Source organism: Streptomyces sp. JNUCC 63 (assembly GCF_054366325.1).
Genome location: NZ_CM135963.1, coordinates 312638 through 335641, shown reverse-complemented (window position 1 = coordinate 335641; position 23004 = coordinate 312638). Strand labels below are relative to the sequence as shown.

Genomic DNA, 23004 nt, shown 5'->3' with positions numbered 1-23004 from the left:
GCCAACGTATCCGGTGGGTCCGACAACGGCCCCATGGCTTACGGGGAGTCGACGCGGGCCACCGCCCGCACCGGCGCCCCGTCCGCTCCCGGCAGCCGCAGCGGAAACAGGAAGACCTCCACCTCGCGGGCCCCGACCAGCCGTTCCAGGTTCGTGAGATTCTCCGCCACGACCCCGCCCGTGCCGCACAGCACCCGGTGGGCCGGCAGGCCGAATCCGGTGACGGGCTCGCCGGACAGGGGCGTGGGGTCGATGCTCAGCGCGTCCACCGCCACCGTGCGCACCCCCGCCTCGACGAGGGACTCGGCGGCCTCGGGCGTGAGCCACGGGTGGGCGAGGTAGTCCGCGCTGCCCCAGTGGGCCGACCAGCCGGTGGCGAGCAGCAGGATGCCGCACGGCGACAGCCTCAGCCGGCTCAGCGCGGGCGCCAGCAGGGCCGGCGTGATCGGCGCCCGGGCGGGCAGGCCGCGTACGTCGGCGACGACCGCGCGGCCCGCGAAGCGGTCCAGGGGCAGCTCGTCCAGGCGGGGCCAGGCGTCGTCGACGTGGAACGGCGCGTCGACGTGCGTGCCGGACTGCGAGCCCAGGTGCAGCCGCAGCACGTTGACGCCGTCGGTGGCGACCCGCAGCGCGGGGGACACGGTGACCTCCGGGTCACCGGGATACACGGGCATCCCGGTGACCACGGGCACCGACAGGTCGAGCCAGTGGGACATCAGCCCGCCTCGGCGGCGGGCACCGCCACCGGGTCGGCGCCGGGCGCGCCCGGTCCGGTGACCGGCGGCACCGGGACGTCGGCGGCACGGGCCAGCCGCGGACCCTCAGGCCCGTAGACCGCCCGGGGCTCGGGGAACAGCTGCAGCAGCGCGAGGTACAGCACGGCGGCCACCGCCAGCGACAGCGGCAGGCTGATGTCGACACCGCCTGCCAGGTCGCCCAGCGGGCCGACGAACTGGCCCGGGATGTTGGTGAACAGCACCCCGAGGAGCGCGGACACCCACCAGGCGGTCATGCCGCGCCAGTTCCAGCCGTGTGCGAACCAGTAGCGGCCGCCGCGCTGACGGCGGTTGAAGACCTGCAGCGCGTCCGGGTCGTACCAGCCGCGGCGGGTGTAGAAGCCGAGCATCATCACGACCATCCACGGCGTGGTGCAGGTGACGATCATCGTGGCGAACGTCGAGATCGACTGCACCAGGTTCAGGGCGAACCGGCCGATGAAGATGAACGCGAAGGCCACCACGCCGACCAGCACCGTCGCCCGCACCCGGGACAGCCACGGAACCACCGAGGCGAAGTCCAGACCGGTGCCGTAGAGGGAGGTCGTGCCCGTCGACATGCCGCCGATCAGCGCGAGCAGACACACCGGCAGGAAGAACCAGCTCGGCGAGATCGCGAGCAGCCCGCCCACGAAGTCGGGGGCGGCGGGGTCGACGTACGCCGGGGCCTTGGTGGCGATGATGCTCGCCGTCGCCAGACCGAAGACGAACGGCAGCAGGGTGGCGATCTGCGCCAGGAACGCGGCACCGACCACCCTGCGGCGCGGGGTGCCGGCCGGGATGTAGCGCGACCAGTCGCCGAGGAACGCGCCGAAGGACACCGGGTTGGACAGCACGATCAGGGCCGCGCCGATGAACGACGGCCAGAACATCGACCGCGTGGCCGCGTCAGCCGAGGCGGTGAACACACCGGCGTACCCCGGGTCGAAGTCGCCGGCGAAGGCGATCGCGCCGAGCAGGAACAGCACGCTCGCCGACGTCACAGCGATCTTGTTCACGAAGAGCATGAAGCGGAAGCCGTAGATGCACACCACGAGGACCAGCGCCGCGAAGATCGCGTAGGCGACGGCGTACGACACGGTGCTGCGCGGCAGGCCGAACAGCCGGTGCGCGCCGCCGATCAGGGCGTCTCCCGAGCTCCACACCGAGATGGAGAAGAACGCGGTCGCGGTCAGCAGCGACAGGAACGAGCCGACCACGCGGCCGTGCACACCGAGGTGCGCCGAGGACGAGACCGCGTTGTTGGTGCCGTTGACGGGGCCGAACACCGCCATCGGGCACAGGATCAGCGCGCCCGCGACGACCCCGAGGAGGGTGGCGGCGAGGCCCTGCCAGAAGGAGAGGCCGAACAGGATCGGGAAGGCGCCGAGGACGCAGGTGGAGAAGGTGTTCGCACCGCCGAAGGCGATCCGGAACAGGTCCAGGGGCCGTGCGCTGCGGTCGGCGTCGGGGATGCGCTCGATGCCGTGGGTCTCGACCTCGGTGAGGGACGGCGCGGTGGAGGAGGGGGCGTGCTGCGGGCCCTGCGAGGACTGCGGGGCCTGTGAGGACTGCGGTGACAAGGGGGCTCCGGCGGAGGGTCGGCGGTGGAGCGCGTGGTGGCGCGGCGGGTGGACGGGCGCTCGCTGCCGCAGGGGTGCGCGACGGGAGGCGGACGCCGTCCTCGAGGAGTGTGCCGACGCTAATCGGCGGCGCAGGACCCGCACCAGAGGACGGTTCGTCCATCTTCGCCGTCACCGGTGGACAAAACCTCCACCCTTCCGTCACCCCTCCTGACCTGCGGTGTCCGTTCCGTGGGCGTCCTCCGGCCGGGCGTCGGGACCCTGGGCCCTGACCCGCTGTACGTGCTCCAGGGACTCCCGCAGCTCGGTGAGCCAGTCGTCGGTGTGCCGCTGCACCAGGCGTACGCACCAGGCGAGGGCGTCGCTGCGGCTGCGGGCGACACCGCCCGCGATCAGGGTGTCGAGGACCTGCCGCTCGGGCTGGCGCAGCCGGGTCATCACGGGCGCGGCGACGTGCGTGAACAGGGCGCGTTCGCCGGCGCACTCCACGCCCCAGGAGACCTTCCGGCGGAACCGGTGCTCGGCCTCGCGCGCCACCGCCATCCGGTCCTGGCGGGTGCGCTCCCGGAACTCCTGCACCCGGCCCTCCACGGCCGCCTCCCGCTCCGCGGGCGAGACGCCCTCGGCCAGCCGGGGTGCGGGGATGCGGCCGATGACGGTGATCTCCTCGCGGTCGACGGTCACCTCGACCAGTTCCTCGAACAGATCGTCCGGCAGGCGGCCGGCGAACCAGCCGCGCAGCTTCTCTTGTTGCTCTGTCGTAATCATGTAATGACGATTACTCGCCTCGGACGTGAACACAAGGGGTCACGGAGAAGTGCGCCGAGAGCGGAAGTGGAATGTTTCAGGACGATTGACGAACGTGGGTGATCCGGCCATCCGGCCGGATCCGGTGATCGGCGGGCCCATGGATCGGGGGTTGTCACGTTCGAATTCCGTGACTTCGCGCCACTGATTCAATACGCAATGTTACTGAAACCGGTGGGTCCGATGTGAGTTTCGGCGGCGGACTCGGCAGACTCCCGCACGCCGGTCCGGCACCGACCGAGCCGGGGCCGGCACCCGACGACATCCAGCGGAAGGAAGCACACGATGCGGAACACCGCGCGCTGGGCAGCGACCCTCGGCCTTACGGCCACGGCCGTCTGCGGACCCCTCACCGGGGCCGCCCTGGCCGCCCCGCCCACCGCCCCCGCCGCGCTCTACGCCCCCTCGGCCCTGGTGCTCACCGTGGGCCACGGCGCCGCCGTGGCGACCGCCACCCCGGAACGCGCCGTGACCCTGACCTGCGCCCCGGCACCCTCCGGCAGCCACCCGGCCGCGCCCGACGCGTGCGCCGAGCTGCGTGCCGCGGGCGGTGACTTCGCCGCGCTCACGGCGGGCGACACCGTGCTGTGCACCCGGGAGTACAACCCCGTGGTGATCACGGCCCAGGGCGTCTGGCAGGGCAAGCGAGTCTCCTACGAACGCACCTTCGCCAACGAGTGCGTGAAGAACGCTTCCGCGACGAGCGTCTTCGCGTTCTGAGGGACCGGGATCGCGTGGTCCCCGCGCACAACTGAAGGGTCCCGCGGATGGGGAGTGCGAGCCCCTGTCGCGGGGACCTGAGGCGATCTCGCACCAGGGGCCGCCGGGCGGAGTGGGGCCGCCCGGCGGCCCCTGGCACATGCGGGCCCTGCGGGGCGCTGCTCGCCGAGAGGAGCCCGCCGCGCCCACCGTGCCGCCCCGGGGTCCCCCGGCGTTCAGCACCGGGGGAGACACGACTGCCCACGACAGCCACCTCGGTGCCGCCCAGGCTCTCGGGGACCGTCCCGCCGGGCACAGGCCGTGGCCCCCCACGCAGGACACCCGGCGCGCCGAGGGCCGCCCGCCCGCGGCCATCCGTGCCGCCGCAGCGGCACGACCCCCCGTGTCGGCCACCTCGCCGTCCACGCTCTCGGGACCCCCGCTACACCCGCTCCCGGTGGCTGGTGTCGCACCACGGGTAGCGGCGGCTGCGGCGGCAGGTGCACAGGGCGACGCGGAAGCGGTCGGAGGAGACGGTGGTGCCGTCCTCGAGTTCCACCTCGACCGGGCCGTCGAGGAGAATCGGACCGCGTCGCTGCATCGTGACCCGGCGGGGCGGGTCGGGGCGCGGGGCGTCAGAGGGGACGTTCGGCACGGATGACCACCAGCTCTTCCTTCTCGTCGGCCGCTTCGCCCGCGGACAGCAGACCGCGCTCGCGCAGCCAGCCGCGCCTCGACCGCAGGACCGGGCCGAAGGCGATCCAGCGGCGGCGCACCACCGAGGCCTTGAGGCCGGCCGCGCGCAGTCGGTCCAGGGTGCGGCCGGGGTCGCTCAGCACGGAGTGGACGATCAGCAGTACGCCCCCGGGCCGCAGCAGCGGGGGCGCGCCCCGGCAGATCCGGTCCAGGACCAGCCGCCCGTCGCGCCCCGCGTCCCAGGCGCGGCGCCTGCCGCGCGGTCCGCGCCGGGTGTCGGGGGCCGGTACGTACGGCGGGTTGGCCAGGATGACGTCGAACGACCGCCCGCGTACCGGACCGAAGAGGTTTCCCCGGTGGATGCGGACCGGAAGCCGGCTCAGCCGGGCGTTGAGCCGGGCGGTCCACACCGCGCGCCAGGAGACGTCCACCGCGGTCACCTCGGCGCCCCGCCGGGCGGCCACCAGTGCCAGCGCACCGCTCCCGGTGCCCACGTCGAGTACCCGCGTGCCCGGCTCGTACGGTTCATCGGCCAGGGCTTCGGCCAGCAGCGCGGTGTCGTCCTGCGGGGCGTAGACGCCCGGAAGTACCAGTGCATTCACAGCCCGCAAGTACCCCGGTGTTCAGGAAATACCTGTCATCTCCCGCGCAAGGGGAGTCCGGAGCGACGACCGTCCGGCGCGCCAGTCGGCGAGCAGCCGTGCGCCGAGACGGTCCTCCAGGTACCCGGTCGCGTCGATGCCGAAGGCCACGTCGGCCGCCAGGTGCGGCTCCTCGGCCAGCAGCCCGCCGATCACGTCGTGGCGTACGACCTGCTCGTGCACGGCGTCCGCCTCCACGTGCTCGTCGTAGAAGAACTGCGCGGCCGGCCCGGCACCCGTACGGCGCAGCGCCTCGGCCAGCCGCCGTGAGCCGGGGGAGGAGGTGATCTCGACCGCGGCGAAGTGGCCCACCAGGGCGCCCCGCAGCGCGCGGTGCAGACCGAAGAGGGACATCAGGTTCACCGTCGCCAGGACCTCAGCCAAGGCCGCGTCCAGATAGCGGCCGTACGTCGTGTCCAGGCCCAGGTCGGTCATCAGGTCGGCGAACAGCCGGGCGTGGACGCGTTCGGCGCGGCCGCCGCCCCACTCGTCGAACTCCACCGCCGCCATGGCCGCCTTGGCCCGGCCCCACAGGCGTGGCAGCACCCAGGCGTGCGGGTCGGCCTCCTTGAGGTGGTACAGGGAGCGCTGGGCCGCGTACTCGCGCAGCTGCCACAGCTCGCCCTCGTCCCGCAGGTAGTGGCTGACGCCCGTGCCGTGGACCGGTTCGACGAGGAGGGCGGCGAGCGCGTCGTCGAGGCTGTCGTGCCCGGGCGTGTCGGCGCGCAGCGCGGACAGGAACCGGTGCTCCAGCGCCGACCGGACCCGCAGCAGGTCCGGGTCCCACTCACGCTGTGCGGCTACCTCCGCGAAACCGCGGTAGTGCAGCTCGTAGCAGAGATACAGGGCGAGCTGGAGATCGTCGCCGTACACCGTCGCCCCGCCGACGTCCTCGGCACGGGGCAGCGGCCCGGTGCCCCGCAGATACGCCGTCACGGACGCGGAGACCGGCCCCCGGGCGGGGGGCAATTCGGGTCCTCGGTGATCGTGGTGCATGCGGCTCGGGTACCCCGGCCTCCGGCGGACCACCCCGGCCTTCCGCGCGGCCCCGCCGCCCCGGCGGCCGCGTGGCGGACGCCGCGCCACGCCCGCGCGTCCGTGCGCGGTGACGCGGGCGCGCCCGGTCGTGGACCGAGGGGGCGCGGCCGGAGCGGCCGGCGCACGACGGGCGGGCCGTGTGCCCCGGGGCGGAGGCCGGCCCCGGTTCAGTCGCCCTCCGATTCCTCTTCCTCCTGGGCCCGGGTGTTCGGGGTGATGGCCTCGCCGGCCTCGCCCCGGTGGCGGCGCTCGCGGGTGTCGTCGACGTCCGTCTCGGCGTTCTCGAACTCGTGCAGGACCTCGCCGAGCGCGGTCTTCGGGGGCCGCTCGTCCTTGCCGGTGTTCTCGCGCTTTCCGGGGTTCTCGGCCATGGCCGTCTCCTCTCCTCGGCTGTTCGTCGCGGTCGCTGATCCGCATGCGCGGGTGGGTACCCGGTCCGGCGCTTTCATGTGCCCCGCGGCAGGATCCGGGGAAGGACCGACCGGCCGCCCGGCGCTCAGGCCAACTGCCGCCGCACCAGCTCGTGCAACCGCCCGCCCGTGTCCGCGAGCAGCTCCGCGGGCGGCCCCTGCTGGGTGATCCTGCCGTCCTCCATCACCACGACCCGGTCGGCGTCCAGCACCGTCGAGAGCCGGTGCGCGATGACGACGCGCGTGGCGTTGAGCTTGCGGGTGCTCTCGATCACCGTGCGCTGGGTGTCGTTGTCGAGCGCGCTGGTCGCCTCGTCGAAGAAGAGGATCCGCGGACGCCGTACGAGGGCCTGGGCGATCATCAGCCGCTGCCGCTGGCCGCCGGAGACCGCGCCGCTGCCCGAGACGAGGGTGTGCAGGCCCATCGGCATCCGCTTGATGTCCTCCGCGAGGCCCGCCAGTTCGGCCGCCGCCATCGCCTCCTCGGGCGTGCACGGCTCGGTGCCGCGGATGACGTCCAGGATCGAGCCGGTGAACGGCTGCGCGTGCTGCAGCACGACCCCGCACTGCCGGCGCACCGCCGACCGGTCGAGTGCCGCCAGGTCCTGCCCGTCGTACAGCACGCTCCCGGACAGCGGCCGGTCGAAGCCGATCAGCAGCCTCAGCAGCGTCGACTTGCCGCAGCCGCTGGGCCCGACGATCGCCACGAACTCGCCCGGCCGCACCTGGAACGACACGTCGTCCAGCACCAGCGGCCCGTCGTCGGTGTACCGGAACGACAGCCGCCGCGCCTCGATCGCCCCGGACAGCGGCCCCGGCCGGGTGCTGGCCGCGCGCACCTCCGGCGCGGCGTCCAGCACCGGCCTGATCTGCTCCAGCAGCGGCAGCGCGGCCACCATCGAGACGAAGGCACCCGTCAGCTGGGTGACCGAGGTCAGCAGCATCGTCACCGAGGTGCTGAAGGTCAGGAACGCCGCCGCCGACATCGAGCCGCGCGCGGGGCCGGCCAGCAGCATGAACATCAGCAGCGTGCACACCGGCAGGTACACCGCGCCCAGCACCGTGGTGAGGTTCTTGATCCGCCCCACCTTCTGCTGCAGCTCACGGCTGCGCGCGAACTGGGACGCCCAGGCGGCGTACGCGTAGTTCTCCGCGGCCGCCACCCTGAGCTTCGGCAGCCCGCGCAGGGTCTGGAAGGCCTGGTTGTTCAGCTTGTTGGTGAGCACCACCAGCTGCCGCTGCCACCGCACCTGCCACAGGCCCAGCCCCAGGAACACGGCCGCGATCACGACGAGCATGCCGATCGCCGCCAGCGCCATCGGGGCGCTGTACCAGAACAGCAGCCCCACGTTCATCGCGCCCACGGTCACCGACTGGGCGACCACCGGACCGACCCCGGCCAGCAGCCGGCGGATCGCGCCGACCCCCATGGCCGCGCTCGCCAGCTCGCCCGTGGAGCGCTCGGTGAAGAACCCCGTCGGCAGACGCAGCAGCCGGTCCCACACGGCCGGCTGGAGCGTGGCCTCGACACGGCCCTCCAGCCGCAGGATGGTCAGGTTCTGCAGGAGCATGAAGGCCGCCGCCACCACACTGCTGACCATCACGGCCAGACACACCTGCACGATCAGCCCCTGCCGGGCCTGCGGCACGTACTGTCCGAGCACCTTGCCGGTCGCGATGGGCACCAGCGCTCCGACGGCCACCGTCACCAGCCCGCCGAGCAGCAGGTTCAGCAGATCGCCCCCGGTGCCGCGCAGACAGAAGCGGAGCAGCCCGAGCAGGCCGGGGCGGCGGTCGGGCAGCGGGCGGTAGAACATCACCGCGCGCTCCTCGAAGTCCCGCGCGTTCGCCTTCTCGACGGGGTTCTCCCGCCCGGTGGCCGGGTGCACGGCGACGTAGCCGCCGCGCCGCCACAGCAGCGCGACCGGCGCGCCCGACAGCGCCCGGTGGCCCACCAGCGGGCCGACGTTCTCCCGCCACCAGCGGCCCTGAAGGCGTACGGTCCTGGTGCGCACCCGGGAGGCCAGGGCGACCCGCTCCACCGGGTCGAGGCGGTCGCTCTCCGTACCGGCCTGCGGCGGCGCGGCGAGCGTGATCCCGGCGGCCCGGGCGACCAGCTCGCAGGCCGCGTAGGTGGCATCCGCGTCGGCGGCCGTGGTGCGCTGCGCCGAGGACCGGCCGATGGACGCCAGCAGGGTCCGGTCGGCCTGGGCGCGCACCGCCTCACCGGCCTTGATGCCGGCCGCGGTCCGGGTCTCGTGGGTGCGCTCCAGCTGCTCGATCCACCGGTCCAGCGTGGTCAGCAGCCGGTACTGCTGGTCGACCATGCTCTGCCAGAGCGCGGGGTCCATCAGCAGGTCGGCGGCGGCCTCGGCGCCGTACAGCGCCCCGTACTGCACGCTGCCCGGCGGCACCTGCATCCAGAACACGTCGTCGTCGGTGGGGGCGGCCGTCCGTTCCTCGGCCATCGGCGCCTGGAACAGCACGGACAGGCTGCGGCCGGCGCCCAGTGCGAGGGCGTACTCCAGCGGGCTGGTCGTCGGCGGCACGTACTGGGGGTTGCCCCACTCGTCGTAGGACCAGGTCTGGGTGCTCGGCGGCTGGTACAGCTCGCGCAGGCCGATGCGGTGCACCACGCAGTCCCGCAACGGCCGTGCGACCAGAGTGTGCTGCGGGCCCGCGACCGGGCCGAGCAGCAGCGAGCCCGTCTCGAGGCGGCCCAGGTGGTGCCAGTGGCCCCGCTGCGCCGCGTCCACCGCGAACAGGTCCACCGCGCCGGCCGCGACCAGCCACAGCACCTGCGGACCTTCCAGGTCCAGCCGGCTGAACCCGGCGCAGTCGATCGGCGTGCCCAGGGAGCCCAGCGCGCCCAGTACGAGGTCGCCCTCGCCGACAACCGTCATCTCACCGCTCCCTGACCAGCGCCGCGTACGCCCCGCCGCGCGCCACCAGCTCCTCGTGCCGTCCGCGTTCGACGACCGTGCCGTGCTGGAGTACGACGATCTCGTCGCTGTCGCGCACGGTGGACAGCCGGTGCGCGATCACCACGCAGGCGCAGCCGCGCCGCCGCAGGTTGTCCATCACCACCTGCTCGGTCTCGGCGTCCAGGGCGCTGGTCACCTCGTCCAGCACGAGGATGCTGGGCCGGCGCACCAACGCCCTTGCGATCTCCAGGCGTTGGCGCTGCCCGCCGGAGAAGTTGCGGCCGTCCTGCTCGACCCTGGAGTGGATCCCGCCGGGGCGGCGCGTCACGACCTCGTACAGGGCGGCGTCGCGCAGCGCCTCCACCACGGCGTCGTCCGGGATGGACGGGTCCCACAGGGCCACGTTGTCGCGGACCGTGCCCTCGAAGAGGAACACGTCCTGGTCGACGAAGGAAACGGAGGCCGCCAGCGCACCGCGCGGGATGTCCTCCAGGCGCTGCCCGTCGATGCGGATGACCCCCTCCCAGGGTGTGTACAGGCCCGAGATCAGGCGGGAGACCGTCGATTTTCCGCTGCCCGAGCCGCCGACCAGCGCCACCTGCCGGCCCGGTCCGACGGTCAGGTCGAATCCGGTCAGCAGCGGCTTGTCCAGCGGGCTGTAGCCGAAGGTGATGTTCTCCAGCTCGACATGGCCGTGCAGCCGGCGGGTGTCGCCGCTGCCGGGGCGGGCGTAGAGCGGGTCGGCCTGGAAGTTCTCCACGTCCTTCAGCCGTGCCACGTCCGCCGCGAAGTCCTGGATGCGGCCCGCCACGCCGTTGAGGCGGGTCAGCGGCGCGGTGAACCGGGTCACCAGCGCCTGGAACGCGACCAGCAGACCGACCGAGATGTGCCCCTCGACCGCTCGCATTCCGCCGATCCACAGGATCAGCGCGCTGTTGAGGGTGGCGAGCGTCGGCGCGACCACGCCCAGCCAGGCGCTCGGCACTCCGAGCCGCTGCTGCTCCTCCAGGGTGGTGGCGTGCTGCCCGGCCCACGTGCGGAAGTAGCCGTCCTCGCCGCCGGTCGCCTTCATCGTCTCGATCAACTGCAGCCCGGTGTAGGCGGTGTTGGTCAGCCGGGCGGTGTCCGCGCGCAGCTTCGCCGTCCGCGTGGCGCGCAGCCGTACGACGACCCGCATCGCCACGATGTTCAGCAGCGCCACGCCGATGCCGACGAAGGTCAGCTGCGGGTCGTAGGTGTAGAGCAGCACCGCGTACAGCACGACCACGATCGCGTCCACGCCCGCCGCCGCGAGGTCGCGGGCGAGGGTCTCGGCGACCTGGTCGTTGGACTGCAGCCGCTGCACCAGGTCGGCCGGGCTGCGCTGGGCGAAGAAGGTGACCGGCAGCCGCAGCAGATGCCGCAGGAAGCGGGCACTGGCGAGCGTGGAGGAGATGATCCGGCCGTGCAGCAGGTTGGCCTGCTGCAGCCAGGTCAGCACGACGGTGAGCAGCACGCAGGCGCCCATCGACGCGAACAGCACGCCCAGCAGGGAGGTCTGACCGCCGATCAGGTAGGTGTCGATGTAGGTGCGGCTGAGCGCGGGCATCGCCGCGCCGACCGCGACCAGCAGCAGACTGGCCAGCACGGCCGCCGGCAGCGTGCCCGCGGTGCCGCGCAGCCGGGCCGGCAGGGCGCCGAGGATTCCGGGCCTGCGGCCGCCCTTGGCGAAGCCCTTGCCGGGCTCCATCACCAGCACGACACCCGTGTAGCTGGTGTCGAACTCCTCCATGGGCACGAAACGGCGGCCCTTGCCGGGGTCGTTGACGAACACCCCGCGCCGGCCGAGACGGCGGCCCATGCCGTCGTAGACGACGTAGTGGTTGAACTCCCAGAAGAGGATGGCGGGCGCCTTCACCTCGGCGAGGGCGGCGGTGTCCATCTGCATGCCCTTGGCCGTCAGGCCGTAACCGCGGGCGGCCTTCAGCAGGTTGCTCGCCCGTGAGCCGTCCCGGGAGACGCCGCAGGCGATGCGCAGCTCCTCCAGCGGGACATGGCGGCCGTAGTGGCCGAGGACCATGGCGAGCGAGGCGGCGCCGCACTCCACGGCCTCCATCTGAAGGACGGTGGGGGTGCGTACGGTGGTCACGGCAGCAGCCAATCGACGGGACGCCGGCCGGCCAGGCGGATCGAGGCCGAGGCCGGGGTCATGGAGTCGAGCCGGTACGGCGGCCCGTCCGCGGAGGACCAGCGGTAGCCGCTCTTCGTCGCGGAGGAGGCGTCGAGCCTCACGAGTACGGCGACGGGCCGGCCCTTCCTCGTGAACTGCTCGCCCAGTTGTGCGTCCCCGAGGTAGGCGGCGATCCGCTGGGCCGACTGGGCCGTGCGGTCCACCGACTTCACACGGCCGCGCAGCACGCCGTACCGCTGGGCCGGCACCGAGGAGACGGTCAGGTCGACGGTGGCGTGGGCGGGAATGGCGGCGGCGTTCTCGGCGGGCACGTACACGGTGGCGTACAGCGGGTCGGAGGCGCGGGCGACCTTCTCGACGGCGGCGACGTTCGCACCGGTGGAGACGATCTGGCCGAGGGTGGCGGCGAGCGTGGTGACCCGGCCCGCGGCGACCGTACGGACGACTTCCTCGCCCCGGCCGGTACGGACCTTCAGCACGGGCGAGTTCGCCGGCAGCCGCTCGCCCTCCTTGGCGAGGACCGCGGTGACCTGACCGGAGACCGGGCTCTGCAGGAGGTAACTGCCCTGTGCGTGCGTGAGGATGGCGGGCGCGCCGACCGTGGAGGCCACCGACCCCGTCACGGCCCACACGGAGGCGGCCGCCATGGCGACGAGCGCGACGGACAGCACCAGCCACCCCTGGGGGCGGGCGAGCCGCACCGGGAGGTCGAGTTCTTCCGGCGACTGGAGCTTGGCGAGGGCCTGTTGTCGAAACTGCACGTCACTGATTCCTACGGCAACCGAGAGCCCCGGAACCGGCATCCGGCTCCGGGACTCGGCGGCAACGCGGTGCGATCAGAGACCGGCGACCAGGCCGGCGACCGGGGCGGTGTTCAGGCCGGTCACGCCCTCGGCGGTGCCGACGGCCGTGTTGACCAGACCGCTCACCGGGGCAACGCCGTCCACCAGGCCGGTGGCGGTGCCCAGAGCGTTCACGGACAGACCGCCGGAGACGTTGTCGAGCTCGGCGTCGGAGATCTCGACGGTCTCAACCTGGGGGGTGGAGTTCATGATGGAATTTCCCTTCGTATGGATATCTCATAAGGGGGGAGCGGCCCCCTCTGGGGACAGGACGGCCGCGGCCGCGAGTGTCCGGACGCCTGTTTCTCAAGCGCCGGCGGGGCCCGCGGTGCGATGGATGTAAGCACGGCGCGGCCCGCCGCTTCCACTCAACCAAGGCCCTCACCAGCGCACTTGTTGTCGTGGGGTGGTCATCCGTGCAGGTGCGGGCACGGCGTCGCGGCGACTTCTTCACGTGCCGCACCGCATCGGCGCACCCGCCCTCTTGCCGACGCGCCGGCGAATCCGGCACTCGTCACCAAACGCGCACCGGGGAGCGCGTGGTTGTGCAGATCCGCCATGCACGGTGACTTCGTTGGGCATTCGCTGTGCAGATTCGCTGAAGCCGCGATTCCACTTCGCATCGGCAACCGACGGTCGCCGTCCGATCGCTGAGCGTGCCGACCAGGGCGGACCCGCTGCACCGCCGTCATCGGTGGCCATCAGCGCCTGCCTCGACAGCGATCTGCCCTCCTTGACCGACCACGCCGGCCGTGGCAGTCGCGGGAGTTGGCCGAATCGACCTGGCGCGGGGCGAGTTGGCGCACGGGATTGAACGCGTCGCTCATCCCGTGCGTACCAACAGCCATCCAGGCGTCCCCCCAACCACCGCCGGACGGCGGCACAGACCCCGTCCCCAGGAGGTCGAGAAGTTTGAGTCACAAGCGAATTCCGAAGCGCAAGGCCGCGATCGCGGCAGGCGGCGTGGTGGCGCTCGGCGCGGCGGCGATACTGCTCCCGAACGCCAACGCCTCCCAGGACGGCGCGGCGGACAACGCCACCCCCAGGACCCTGAAGGCCAAGGACGCCTCGGACCTGTCCGCGCAGCTCGCCAAGGCGCTCGGCGACGCCTTCGCCGGCTCGTACTACGACGGCGACAGGCAGCAGCTCGTCGTCAACGTGGTGAGCGGCGACAACAACGTGATCGTCCAGGCGAAGAAGGCGGGCGCGGCCGTCCGCCAGGTCGGCAACAGCACCGCCGAACTGAAGTCCGCGGAGCAGGCCCTGAGGACCAGGGCCACCATCCCCGGCACGTCCTGGGCCGTCGACCCGCGCACGAACAAGGTCGTCGTCACCGCCGACAGCACGGTCACCGGCGCCAAGTGGGACAGACTGCAGTCCACCGTCGAGAGCCTCGGCTCGAACATGGCCACCCTGAAGAAGTCCGCCGGCACCTTCAAGACGTTCGCCTCCGGCGGCGACGCCATCTTCTCCCAGGCGCAGGGCGGCACCGTCCGCTGCTCCCTCGGCTTCAACGTCACGGCCTCCGACGGCAGTCCCGCCTTCCTGACCGCCGGGCACTGCGGCGTCGCGGCCGAGCAGTGGTCCGACTCCCAGAACGGTCAGCCGATCGCCACGGTCGACCAGGCCACCTTCCCCGGCAGCGACTTCGCCCTCGTCAAGTACGACGACCCGAACACCCAGGCGCCGAGCGACGTCAACGTCGGCAACGGGCAGACCGTCCAGATCACCCAGGCCGCGGAAGCCACCGTCGGTGCGACCGTCTTCCGGATGGGCAGCACCACCGGACTGCGCAACGGCCAGGTGACCGGCCTCAACGCCACCGTCAACTTCCAGAGCGAGACCAACCCGGCCGGCGTCGACACCGTCAACGGCCTCATACAGACCAACGTCTGCGCCGAACCCGGCGACAGCGGCGGCTCCCTGTTCACCCAGGACGGCGGCGCGATCGGCCTCACCTCGGGCGGCAGCGGCGACTGCACCCAGGGCGGCGAGACCTTCTTCCAGCCGGTCACCACGGCCCTCCAGGCGACCGGCGCGACGCTCGGCGCCGGCAACGGCGGTGGCGGTGGCGGAGACGCGGCCGGGAACGGCAACGGCGCGGGCGACCAGCAGGCCGGTGGCGACCAGGCCGGCACGGCGGCCCCCGGCGGCCAGGCGGGCGGCGACCAGTCCGGCGCGGGCATGGCCACGCCCGGCGACCAGGCGGGCAACGGCGCGGGCGACCAGCAGGCCGGTGGCGACCAGCAGGCCGGCGGCCACAACTCCGGTGCGGCACAGGGCTCCGGGCGCGGCCGGAACCACTGAGCGGCACCCTTCGAGCGGCTTCCCCCTGAGCCGCTGACGGTCCGGCCCTCCAGCTGGAGGGCCGGACCGTCACCCGTCTCCCCGCGCCCCCAGCAGCAGCACCGCCACGCTGTGCCGCACCAGGCGGCCGGCTCGCCCAGCGGCGCGTCCCCGGCCTCACCGGGCCGGTGCCCCGGCTCCGCGACGGCGTCCTCGATGTCCACCCGGGGCGACGACTCCACCAGCCCGTCGGTGCAGCGGACGAGCACCGAGCCGGGGCGAGCCCGACCCGCGTCGTCGGATACGTCGCCGTCACGTCGATGCCCGGCAGCGGGCTCCCGGCCAGGTCGAGCACCCGCACCCGCCCGTCCGGTGCACAGCGATACGGCGGCACCACGACGTCCCGCGGATGGCGGCGGGCCCTCTCGTCCTCCCGCCGACCCGGACCGGACGCCGGTCGCGCACCGCGTGGGCGGCCGGAAGGAACGCGATCAGCCCGATCCGCTTCAGAGGGCGGCGAAGACCCCGGACATGCCCGCCCCCACCGCCGTCTCCGGTACCGGCTGGTCAGGCACAGGCGGATGCACCGCACCGGAGTGCGTGGACCTCGTCCGGCACGGAGGCCGGCGCCGAAAACGGCACCGGGCGGTCGACCGCCCGGTCGGCGGACGCCGGTGCCTGGCGGGAGGCGTGCCCGTCGCACACGCCGGCCACCTGCTCGCCCGGCCGCGCGAGAAGTCCCCGGGACCAAGGCTCCCCCCGGACGGCCCGGCGCGCGGCGAGCCGGGCCGTCCGACGCCGAACCATGCGCGCCGCGCCGGCACGCGTGGCACGGGCACGGTGAAGGGCGGCTTCGTACCCCGTCGGCGGCATCCCATGCTCCCCCAGCCGAAGCACGCGGCGGTCGCGGGCGCCGTGCGCGCGCCCCCCGCGCACCCCGTTGGCCGGTTTTACGCACCCGGGGGCTGCCACTCCGGCCAACAATGGGGCACGCGTTCAACACCACCGCGGAACCGACGGACGGCGAGCTGAGGGGGCGGCAGTGATCCGGGTACTTCTGGTGCACGACGCGTGTCTGGTGCGATCGGTCATGGCGGAATGGCTGCGAGGGGAGCCCGACCTGGGGGTGTACGACACCTCCTGGCGCGGCGCGGCGGGCCGCGTGCGCTCCGTGCGGCCGGACGTGTGCGCCGTGGACCTCGACCGCGCGGACCTCTGCGGACGTCCGTCGCTCGGCGAGCTGTACCCGCGCGGCGCGGGCCCGACGCCCCCGCGCTTACTCGTGCTGGCCCGGGCGGACCAGCCCGGGCTGCTGCGACGCGCCGTCGAGGCCGGGGCGCTCGGCTACGTCGACAAGAAGGGCTCGCCGGACCGGCTGGTGCGCGGCATCAGACGCGTCGCGGCGGGGGAACGTTTCGTCGACGACTCGCTCGGTTTCGGCTTCCTGAAGGCCGCCGAGATGCCGCTGACCCGGCGGGAGCTGAGCGTGCTGTCCCTGGCCGCCGAGGGCGCCTCCGTCGCGGAGATCGCGGGGAGCCTGCACCTGTCCCACGGGACGGTGCGCAACTACATGGCGGCCATCACACGCAAGACCGGGGCCCGCAACCGCATCGACGCGATCCGCATCTCGCGGGGCGAGGGCTGGCTGTGACGCCGGCGGGCGCCCAGTCGCCGACCAGGTCGCGGTAGAGCGGGGAGCGCCGCAGCAGCTCCTCGTGCGTTCCGCACGCGGTGTTCCGCCCGTCCATGACCAGTACCCGGTCCGCGCGGCGGGCCGAGCTGATGCGGTGGGCCACCACGACCAGGGTCCCGCCCGGCCGGGCGGCGAAGGCGCGCTCCGCGCGGGCCTCGGCGTCCGGGTCCAGATGACAGGTCGCCTCGTCCAGCAGGGCGAGCGGGGCGTGGGACAGGTGGGCCCGGGCCAGCGCGATCAGCTGACGCTCGCCGGCCGACAGGGCCGCCGGGTCGACGGGGGCGCCGGGCCCGCCCAGCCGGTTCAGGAGCGGGGTGAGGCCGACCGCGTCGGCGGCGGCCAGCACCTCCTCCTCCGGCACCGGGTCCGGGCGCAGCTGGGTGAGGTTCTCGGCGAGGGTGCCGGTGTGGACGTACGCCTCCTGCGGGATGAGCACCCTTCGCGCGGCGGCCCCGGCGCCCGGCACGGGCAGCCCGCACACCCGGATCTCCCCGTGCGCGGGGACGAGCAGCCCCGCGACCAGAGCCGTGAGCGTCGACTTCCCGATCCCGCTCGGCCCGACGACCGCGAGGTGGCCGCCGTGCGGGAGGACGAGATCGAGACCGCGGACGACCGGTTCGCTGTGGGGGCCGTAGGCGAAGGTGACCGACGAGAGGGCGAGGGCGGGGGAGGGGCCGGCCGGGGGCGCGGGGAGCGGTGCCCGCCGCGGCCCGGCCGGGGCGGGCACCGCCGGCCGGCCGTCCGCCGGACTCAGGCGGCGCAGGACCACCGTGAGGCGGGCCCCGCCGGCGCCCAGGCCGTGGATCAGGTTCTGCAGGGCGGGCAGCAGGGACTGGGTGACGTAGGCGAGGGCGCCGACCAGGGCGCCCGGGGTGACCTGGTGCGCCAGCAGCCAGGGCGCGGTGGCGAGCAGCAGGACCACCGGAAGGTGGCCGCCCACCGCCAGGGACGCCACCCGTACGGCGCCCCACCGGGCCAGCGCGCCCGCAGCCCGCCGCTCGGCGTCGACACGCTCCGCGACATCGGCGCCCACCTGCTCCTCCGCCCCGGTGGCCGTGACGTCCCGCAGGCCCGGACAGACCGTGCCCAGCCGTTCGGCGAGCGCCTCGTCGGCGGCGAGGCAGGCCTCCTGACGGCGGGCCAGCGGCCGCAGCGTCACCGCGAACAGGGCGACCCCGGCGGCCAGCGGCGGCGCGACGACCAGCAGGAGCAGCGGCGACAGGGAGAACAGGCCGACGAGCGCGCCGACGGCGGCGATCAGGAACGAGCGGGAGACCAGCACCAGCCCGGCGAAGGTGTCCCGCGCGATCTCCACCTGCTGGGTCAGCCCGGACAACGACCGCCCGTCCGCCTCCCGCACCCCGCGCGCCACCACACGCTCCACCAGCCGGTCCCTGAACGGCTCCACCAGCGCGGCGACCGCCCGGTACACCCGCCCGGTCCCGTACGCCCCGGCCAGGACCCCCAGCGAGGCCAGCCCGAGCCACCCGAGCCCCACCGGCACCCGCCCGGCCAGAAACCCGGCGTCCAGCGCGCGCGCCAGCGCATGACCGAGCAGAAAGGTCTGCCCCACTTCCAGCACGGACCATCCGCCCAGGCGTACGAGAACGCGCCACCGCGCCCGCAGAAAGCGGAACCCGCGCCCCCACACGCCCTGGGCCGTCACGGCCGCGCTCCCGGCGCGGTCACGGCCCCGACGCCCCCGCCGCCGGCGTCGTCGTCACCGTCCCCGAACACCCGCCGGTACTCCGCCTGCCGCCACAGCTCGGCGTGCGTCCCGACCGCCCGGATGCGTCCCCCGTCCAGCCAGGCCACCGCATCGGCGCGGGCCGCCGTCGCGGCGCGGTGGGCGACGACGAGGCGGGTGGTGTGGGTGCCGGCCTCCGTCAGGGCCCGGGTGATGTGGTGTTCGGTGACCGTGTCGAGGCTGGAGAGGGCGTCGTCGAGGACGAGCAGGCGGCCGCCGTGGGCGAAGGCGCGGGCCAGACCGAGACGCTGGGTCTCGCCGCCGGAGCGGGGCGCGTCGGCCAACGCGGTCGCGTAGCCGTCGGGCAGGCGGCGGACGAAGGCGTCGGCGCTGGCCGTGCGGGCCGCCCGGCGGACCCGGTCGGGCGTGGGCGCGGCGATGCCGAGGCCGATCGCGTCCTCGACGGTCCTGCCGAGCAGTACGGGCCGTTCGAAGGCGTAGCCGACCGCGCGCCGCAGGTCGTCGCGGGTCAGTTCGGGCAGCGGCACTCCGTCGAGCAGCACCTGTCCGGCGTCGGGGTCGGCCAGGCGCCCGGCCAGGGCGGCCAGCAGCGACTTGCCCGAGCCCGACCGGCCGACGACGGCCAGCGTGGTGCCGCCGGGCACGATGAGGTCGACGCCGTCGAGCACCGCGCGGCCGCCGCGCCGCGCGGTCACTCCGCGCAACTCCAGGCGGCCGGGCCCCGGCGGCAACGCGTGGCCGCCGTGGTCCGGTGCCGGCTCGGCCAGGACCTCGCCGAGCCGTCCGGCCGCCGCGCGGGCCCGGACGAGTGCGGCGAGCTGTCCGACCAGCACGCCGACGCCGGTGGCGAGGACCGCGTACCGGGAGGCGGCCAGGACCTCGCCCACCGACAGGCGGTGCCGGGCGAGCAGCAGCCCCGCCACCGCGACGACGCCCAGGTGCAGCAGCGGGGCCACGGCGACCGCCTGGGCGGCGGCCCGGCCCTGCGCCCGCCACATCCGGTGCCCCTGCCGGGACAGTTCGGGCAGCGGCCGCAGGATGCGGGCCGTCTCCCGGTCGGCCGTGCCCGCCGCCCGGATCGTGCGGGCGCCGCCGACGGCTTCCGCGAGTGCCGAGGCGATCCGTCCCTGGACCTCCTGGTAGCGCGCCACGCACGCCGACGAGTCCCGGGCGAGGGCCCGCAGCAGCAGGGCGAGCAGCGGCACCCCGGTCAGGTACACCGCCGCCAGCCACGGGTCGATGAGGCCCAGTGCCACCACACCCCCGACCGGGCCGGCCAGTGCCGCCACCGACGTGGCGAGCACGGCGGGCGCCGCCCCGGCCTGGGTGGCGCTGCCGACGAGGCGGGCGACGAGTTCACCGGATCCGAAACGGGAAGCGGCCCGGGGGCCGAGCGCCAGCACGTGCCCGGCCAGCCGCCGCCGCAGCCACGCGGTGGCCCGGGCGTTGGTCGTGCCGTCGAGCACGGTCTCGGCCATGTCGAGCAGGACGAGCAGCAGGACGAGCCCGGCGGAGTACCCGATCCAGCGGGCGGCCGGGGCGTGGGCGAGCAGCAGGTCCAGGGTGCGGCCCAGTACGGCGGGCAGCAGCAGCCCGGCCGCGGTCCCCGCCGTGCTCACCAGGCACAGGGCCGCACAGGGCGTCCCGCTGTGCCGGACGGCCGAGCGGAGGACGGCGGCGGGTGCGGTCGGCGGGCCGCTGCGGGCGGTCGTCGTCATACGGCTGCGGCCTCGCATCCTCGCGGGGGAACGGAACCACCCCGGGCGGCCCCTCCCCGAAGGGAGGCGGCCGCCCGGGGCCCTGGACGGGCGTTACGCGTCAGAGACAGAGCAGGATGCTCGCCGCGCTGACGCAGGACAGCAGGCTGAGCGTGCTGGCGCCGCCGCCGGTGTGCTCGTCGGACTCCATCGTCTGCAGGTCGAGCAGTGCCATCGGTTCTTCCTCTCGTCGGTTCCGTGGACTTACCGGCCGTCCAGGGTTTCCGGAACCCTGGACCACCCCGTGGGGACGGGGGTTGTGTCACGACTCCGTTCGTTCGTGGAGCCGCGTCTGTGAGGACCGCCCGAGAGGCGGCAGGAACGGCAGCCCGGCTTCGGCCTCGCCGTCGAGCGCCGCCGTGAGGGCGAGCAGGCACCCGGCCGTTCCGGTGGCGAGGTCCATCGAAAGCCGCATCATCTGGTGCCCGGGAAAGGCGAGTTGGCCCTCGTACGTCATCGCGTACCAGCCGAGCGCGGCGACCTGTTCGGCGAGCCGCCGCTCGCTCGCGTCCGGCGCGGTGGTGCGGCTGAGGTGCAGGATCATTCCGGCGCGGCCCTGGAAGAGGCCGGGCTGGGCGTAGAAACGGGAGGTGGCGGCGGTGAGGATGCCGGCTCGGGCCCGCTCGAACTCCTCGTCGGGGGCGTGCGCGAGATACTCGTCCAGGACCATGCCGATGCCCGCGCTGCCGTCACCCAGGTAGGGCAGGGTGCGCCAGCCCTCGTCGACCTCCAGTCCGCCGCCGCTCTTCTGCTTCACGCAGCACTCCAGGTCCCGGCGCAGCGCGGCCGCGGCCGCCTCCAGCAGCTCCCGCTCGCCGGTCCACTCGTACTGCCGCAGCAGGAACAGCGCGGGCCCGGCCGCACCGCGCAGCAGCCCGGCCCGTCGCCGCGGGGTGTCCGGGAGCGGCTCGGCGAGCCGGCCGGCGAGGAGGTGCGCGGCCTCGGCGGCCCGCTCCCGCAGCTCGGACTCGCCCGTCCTGCGGGCCAGGTCGCCCAGGACCAGGCCCAGCCCGGCGAGCCCGCCGCGCAGATCGGAGGAGAGCTTCTGCCAGCGCTCCTCGAGGATGCCCTCGACCAGGTCCAGGGCACGCTGCCGGTGCCCGAGCCGGTCCAGGACGTGGGCGACGCCCGCGAGGCCGTCGTACAGGCCGAACGGGGTGCCGGCCGGCGGTGGAGCGGTGCGCGCCAGCAGCCAGCGCTCGCCCTCCTCGTACGGTTCGGCGCCCGCCTCGGCCAGCGCGTACAGCACCCCGGCCGCGCCGTGCGCGATGCCCAGCCCGCCGCCGTCGGAGAACTGCGCGATGTCACCCGGGAACAGCCGGTCGTCCCGCTCCGGTGTGGCCGAGGCGAGCACCGCCTTGACCATCGAGTCCCGGCTGAAGGGCCAGTCGGCCGGCTCCACGAACGCCCCGGCACTCCCCGCGCCCGCCGCCGGTACACCTCTGCCGCCGTCCGCCGCGGCCGGCTCCCGGGTGATCTCCGCGACCGCCTCGTCCAGGAACTGCCCGGGCACGTCCGGGAACTGTCCGGCGATCACGTCGGCCAGGTGGGCGGCCTTGCCGCGGTCGATCACGAACAGGGTGGTGACCGGCAGGAACAGGGCGAGCCGTAAGCAGGCCAGGGCGTACCGGTCGATGTCCGCGCCGCGGCGGTCCGGTGGGGCGAAGTAGCCGGGGTGCGCGACCACCTGCCGGGCGTTCTCGTCCGTCGGCGCTGCGGCCTCGAAGTCCAGCAGGAAGACCGACTCCTCGTCGGGCGCGACCATGATGTTGAACACGTGCAGGTCGTTGAAGACGATCCCGCGCGCGTGCAGCGCCTCGACGGCCCGCTCCACCGCCCGGTGGATGCGCAGCGCCCACGCCGTGTAGGCGGCGACCGCCGCCGGGTCCGGGTCCGGTGTGAGCAGTGGATGCCGCTCGCCGAAGTAGGAGTTGAGCGGCCGGCCGGGAAGGAAGTCCATCACCAGGAAGTGGTGGTCGCCGAGGGTGAACCAGTCCCGCACCTCCGGTACGACCCCGGTCCCGGCGACCCGCTCCAGGGCCGCCTTCTCCCGCTCCAGCCGGGCGATCGCGTCCGCCCCGTCGGCGGCCAGGCCCGCGTGCGGCCGGCCCTCCTTCAGGACCACCCGGCGCCCGTCGCGGGTGTCGGTGCCCGCGTACACCCCGCCGCCGTTGGAGAAGTGCAGCGCCTTCTCGATGCGGTACGGCAGCTCGCCGACCGTCGTGGTGTTGCGCGCCGCCAGGTGCGGCCGCAGGAAGGCCGGCAGCGTCACCCAGTCCGGGACCTGGAAGGACGGCTCCCGCCGGTCCGGCACCAGCCGGCCCTCGCCGTCGCGCACCGCCGGCACCAGTGAGCCGCGCTCGTCGACGACGAAGACCCGCGCGAAGGCGCCGTAACGGACGTACAGCGGTCCGTCGCCCCAGCGCAGATCCGTCAGGATGTACGGCCCCTCGAAGCCCTCCAGGAGCGTGCCCAGCTCGCGCAGCACCCGGTGCAGCTGCTCCTCGCCGTCCGGGTAGACCGTCACGAACTTGCCGCTGGTGTCCCGGGCCGCGTACTTGGTGTTGCGCAGGTGCAGCAGATGCGGTCCGGGGACGAACTTGAAGGGGATCCGGCGCGGCACGCAGTAGTCCCACACGACCGCGGCGATCCGCTCGGCGTTCGCCCGGGTGGCCGAGGCGTGGATCTTCCAGCCCTGTGCCGGGCCGGGCGCCGGCCGACCGTCGGGGCCGAGCGGCGTCAGCGTCAGCCAGTCGCCGATCCGGGCGGCCTCCCACCCCTCGGGCACCGCGCGCCGGGCCGGCTCGTACAGGGGCGCGGCGGGCCGCCCGCCGTCCGACAGCCGGTCCGGCGTGTCGTAGAAGTGCCGGTCGGCGAGCGCGTACACCTCGTAGCGCTGGTCCATGTCCGTCCCCCTCCCTGGTCGTCACCGAGCCTTCCAGCCGGGCGAGGGCCGCCGACAGTCACGCCTGTCACGAGATCACTGTGCGGAACG

The 23004-nt window shown here is 74.1% G+C and carries 18 protein-coding genes; 3 read left to right on the top strand and 15 right to left on the bottom strand.

The window, feature by feature from the left end; translation table 11 throughout:
- Nucleotides 1-38 precede the first annotated feature (38 nt).
- From ACX25U_RS01530 to ACX25U_RS01520, 3 genes are all read right to left on the bottom strand, one after another.
- Nucleotides 39-716 (bottom strand): cyclase family protein, encoded by a 678-nt coding sequence (locus tag ACX25U_RS01530; protein WP_454388342.1) that lies wholly within the window; start codon nucleotides 714-716, stop codon nucleotides 39-41.
- On the bottom strand, nucleotides 716-2338 hold the full coding sequence (locus tag ACX25U_RS01525; RefSeq protein WP_454388340.1) for a purine-cytosine permease family protein: 1623 nt from the start codon (nucleotides 2336-2338) through the stop codon (nucleotides 716-718). The genes ACX25U_RS01530 and ACX25U_RS01525 overlap by 1 nt, the downstream gene beginning before the upstream one ends.
- 201 nt (nucleotides 2339-2539) lie before the next feature.
- Nucleotides 2540-3106 carry a hypothetical protein gene (locus tag ACX25U_RS01520; RefSeq protein ID WP_454388338.1) on the bottom strand — a complete coding sequence of 189 codons (567 nt, stop codon included), beginning with the start codon at nucleotides 3104-3106 and terminating at the stop codon, nucleotides 2540-2542.
- A 324-nt stretch (nucleotides 3107-3430) separates the two neighbouring features.
- Here ACX25U_RS01520 and ACX25U_RS01515 point away from each other — a divergent pair, with 324 nt between their 5' ends.
- Nucleotides 3431-3865, top strand: coding sequence for a protease inhibitor (locus ACX25U_RS01515; RefSeq protein WP_454388336.1), 435 nt, complete (start codon nucleotides 3431-3433; stop codon nucleotides 3863-3865).
- 421 nt (nucleotides 3866-4286) lie between these two features.
- Here ACX25U_RS01515 and ACX25U_RS01510 read toward each other — a convergent pair whose 3' ends face one another.
- The 8 genes from ACX25U_RS01510 to ACX25U_RS01475 form a co-directional block, all read right to left on the bottom strand.
- Nucleotides 4287-4499 carry a CDGSH iron-sulfur domain-containing protein gene (locus ACX25U_RS01510; RefSeq protein WP_454388334.1) on the bottom strand — a complete coding sequence of 71 codons (213 nt, stop codon included), beginning with the start codon at nucleotides 4497-4499 and terminating at the stop codon, nucleotides 4287-4289.
- Nucleotides 4480-5142: a HemK2/MTQ2 family protein methyltransferase gene (locus ACX25U_RS01505; protein ID WP_454388332.1), complete on the bottom strand. Its 663-nt coding sequence runs from the start codon at nucleotides 5140-5142 to the stop codon at nucleotides 4480-4482. The genes ACX25U_RS01510 and ACX25U_RS01505 overlap by 20 nt, the downstream gene beginning before the upstream one ends.
- 21 nt (nucleotides 5143-5163) lie before the next feature.
- On the bottom strand, nucleotides 5164-6177 hold the full coding sequence (locus tag ACX25U_RS01500) for an iron-containing redox enzyme family protein (protein WP_454388330.1): 1014 nt from the start codon (nucleotides 6175-6177) through the stop codon (nucleotides 5164-5166).
- A gap of 209 nt (nucleotides 6178-6386) precedes the next feature.
- Nucleotides 6387-6590, bottom strand: a complete 204-nt coding sequence (locus ACX25U_RS01495; RefSeq protein WP_454388328.1) for a hypothetical protein — start codon at nucleotides 6588-6590, stop codon at nucleotides 6387-6389.
- 125 nt (nucleotides 6591-6715) lie between these two features.
- Nucleotides 6716-9532, bottom strand: a complete 2817-nt coding sequence (locus ACX25U_RS01490) for an NHLP bacteriocin export ABC transporter permease/ATPase subunit (protein WP_454388326.1) — start codon at nucleotides 9530-9532, stop codon at nucleotides 6716-6718.
- Nucleotide 9533: 1 nt separating this feature from the next.
- Entirely contained in the window at nucleotides 9534-11681 is a 2148-nt protein-coding gene (locus ACX25U_RS01485; RefSeq protein ID WP_454388324.1) for an NHLP family bacteriocin export ABC transporter peptidase/permease/ATPase subunit, read from the bottom strand.
- Nucleotides 11678-12484, bottom strand: a complete 807-nt coding sequence (locus tag ACX25U_RS01480; RefSeq protein ID WP_454388323.1) for an HlyD family efflux transporter periplasmic adaptor subunit — start codon at nucleotides 12482-12484, stop codon at nucleotides 11678-11680. The genes ACX25U_RS01485 and ACX25U_RS01480 overlap by 4 nt, the downstream gene beginning before the upstream one ends.
- Before the next feature lie 75 nt (nucleotides 12485-12559).
- Entirely contained in the window at nucleotides 12560-12775 is a 216-nt protein-coding gene (locus ACX25U_RS01475) for a type A2 lantipeptide (RefSeq protein ID WP_454388321.1), read from the bottom strand.
- 702 nt (nucleotides 12776-13477) lie between these two features.
- Between ACX25U_RS01475 and ACX25U_RS01470 the strand changes: the two genes are divergently transcribed.
- Together ACX25U_RS01470 and ACX25U_RS01465 are read left to right on the top strand one after the other, a co-directional pair.
- The gene (locus ACX25U_RS01470) at nucleotides 13478-14872 is read left to right on the top strand and encodes a S1 family peptidase (protein WP_454388319.1); all 1395 of its coding nucleotides are present in this window, start codon (nucleotides 13478-13480) and stop codon (nucleotides 14870-14872) included.
- Between the two features lie 1021 nt (nucleotides 14873-15893).
- Nucleotides 15894-16502 carry a LuxR C-terminal-related transcriptional regulator gene (locus ACX25U_RS01465; protein WP_454388317.1) on the top strand — a complete coding sequence of 203 codons (609 nt, stop codon included), beginning with the start codon at nucleotides 15894-15896 and terminating at the stop codon, nucleotides 16500-16502.
- On the opposite strand, the gene ACX25U_RS01460 is transcribed toward ACX25U_RS01465, so the two are convergent.
- From ACX25U_RS01460 to lanKC, 4 genes are all read right to left on the bottom strand, one after another.
- Nucleotides 16432-18210: an ATP-binding cassette domain-containing protein gene (locus tag ACX25U_RS01460; protein ID WP_454388315.1), complete on the bottom strand. Its 1779-nt coding sequence runs from the start codon at nucleotides 18208-18210 to the stop codon at nucleotides 16432-16434. The genes ACX25U_RS01465 and ACX25U_RS01460 overlap by 71 nt on opposite strands.
- The gene (locus ACX25U_RS01455; RefSeq protein WP_454388313.1) at nucleotides 18207-19970 is read right to left on the bottom strand and encodes an ABC transporter transmembrane domain-containing protein; all 1764 of its coding nucleotides are present in this window, start codon (nucleotides 19968-19970) and stop codon (nucleotides 18207-18209) included. The genes ACX25U_RS01460 and ACX25U_RS01455 overlap by 4 nt, the downstream gene beginning before the upstream one ends.
- Nucleotides 19971-20070: 100 nt before the next feature.
- Entirely contained in the window at nucleotides 20071-20184 is a 114-nt protein-coding gene (locus ACX25U_RS01450) for a SapB/AmfS family lanthipeptide (protein ID WP_454388311.1), read from the bottom strand.
- A gap of 87 nt (nucleotides 20185-20271) precedes the next feature.
- Nucleotides 20272-22914, bottom strand: a complete 2643-nt coding sequence (lanKC, locus tag ACX25U_RS01445; RefSeq protein ID WP_454388309.1) for a class III lanthionine synthetase LanKC — start codon at nucleotides 22912-22914, stop codon at nucleotides 20272-20274.
- Nucleotides 22915-23004: the final 90 nt, after the last annotated feature.

Excerpts from the sequence above, each read along its gene's own strand:
- ACX25U_RS01530 (WP_454388342.1), bottom strand. The coding sequence starts at position 716 with ATGTCCCACTGGCTCGACCTGTCGGTGCCCGTGGTCACCGGGATGCCC.
- ACX25U_RS01520 (WP_454388338.1), bottom strand. The coding sequence starts at position 3,106 with ATGATTACGACAGAGCAACAAGAGAAGCTGCGCGGCTGGTTCGCCGGC.
- ACX25U_RS01515 (WP_454388336.1), top strand. The coding sequence starts at position 3,431 with ATGCGGAACACCGCGCGCTGGGCAGCGACCCTCGGCCTTACGGCCACG.
- ACX25U_RS01500 (WP_454388330.1), bottom strand. The coding sequence starts at position 6,177 with ATGCACCACGATCACCGAGGACCCGAATTGCCCCCCGCCCGGGGGCCG.
- ACX25U_RS01495 (WP_454388328.1), bottom strand. The coding sequence starts at position 6,590 with ATGGCCGAGAACCCCGGAAAGCGCGAGAACACCGGCAAGGACGAGCGG.
- ACX25U_RS01490 (WP_454388326.1), bottom strand. The coding sequence starts at position 9,532 with ATGACGGTTGTCGGCGAGGGCGACCTCGTACTGGGCGCGCTGGGCTCC.
- ACX25U_RS01475 (WP_454388321.1), bottom strand. The coding sequence starts at position 12,775 with ATGAACTCCACCCCCCAGGTTGAGACCGTCGAGATCTCCGACGCCGAG.
- ACX25U_RS01455 (WP_454388313.1), bottom strand. The coding sequence starts at position 19,970 with ATGACGACGACCGCCCGCAGCGGCCCGCCGACCGCACCCGCCGCCGTC.
- ACX25U_RS01450 (WP_454388311.1), bottom strand. The coding sequence starts at position 20,184 with ATGGCACTGCTCGACCTGCAGACGATGGAGTCCGACGAGCACACCGGC.
- lanKC (WP_454388309.1), bottom strand. The coding sequence starts at position 22,914 with ATGGACCAGCGCTACGAGGTGTACGCGCTCGCCGACCGGCACTTCTAC.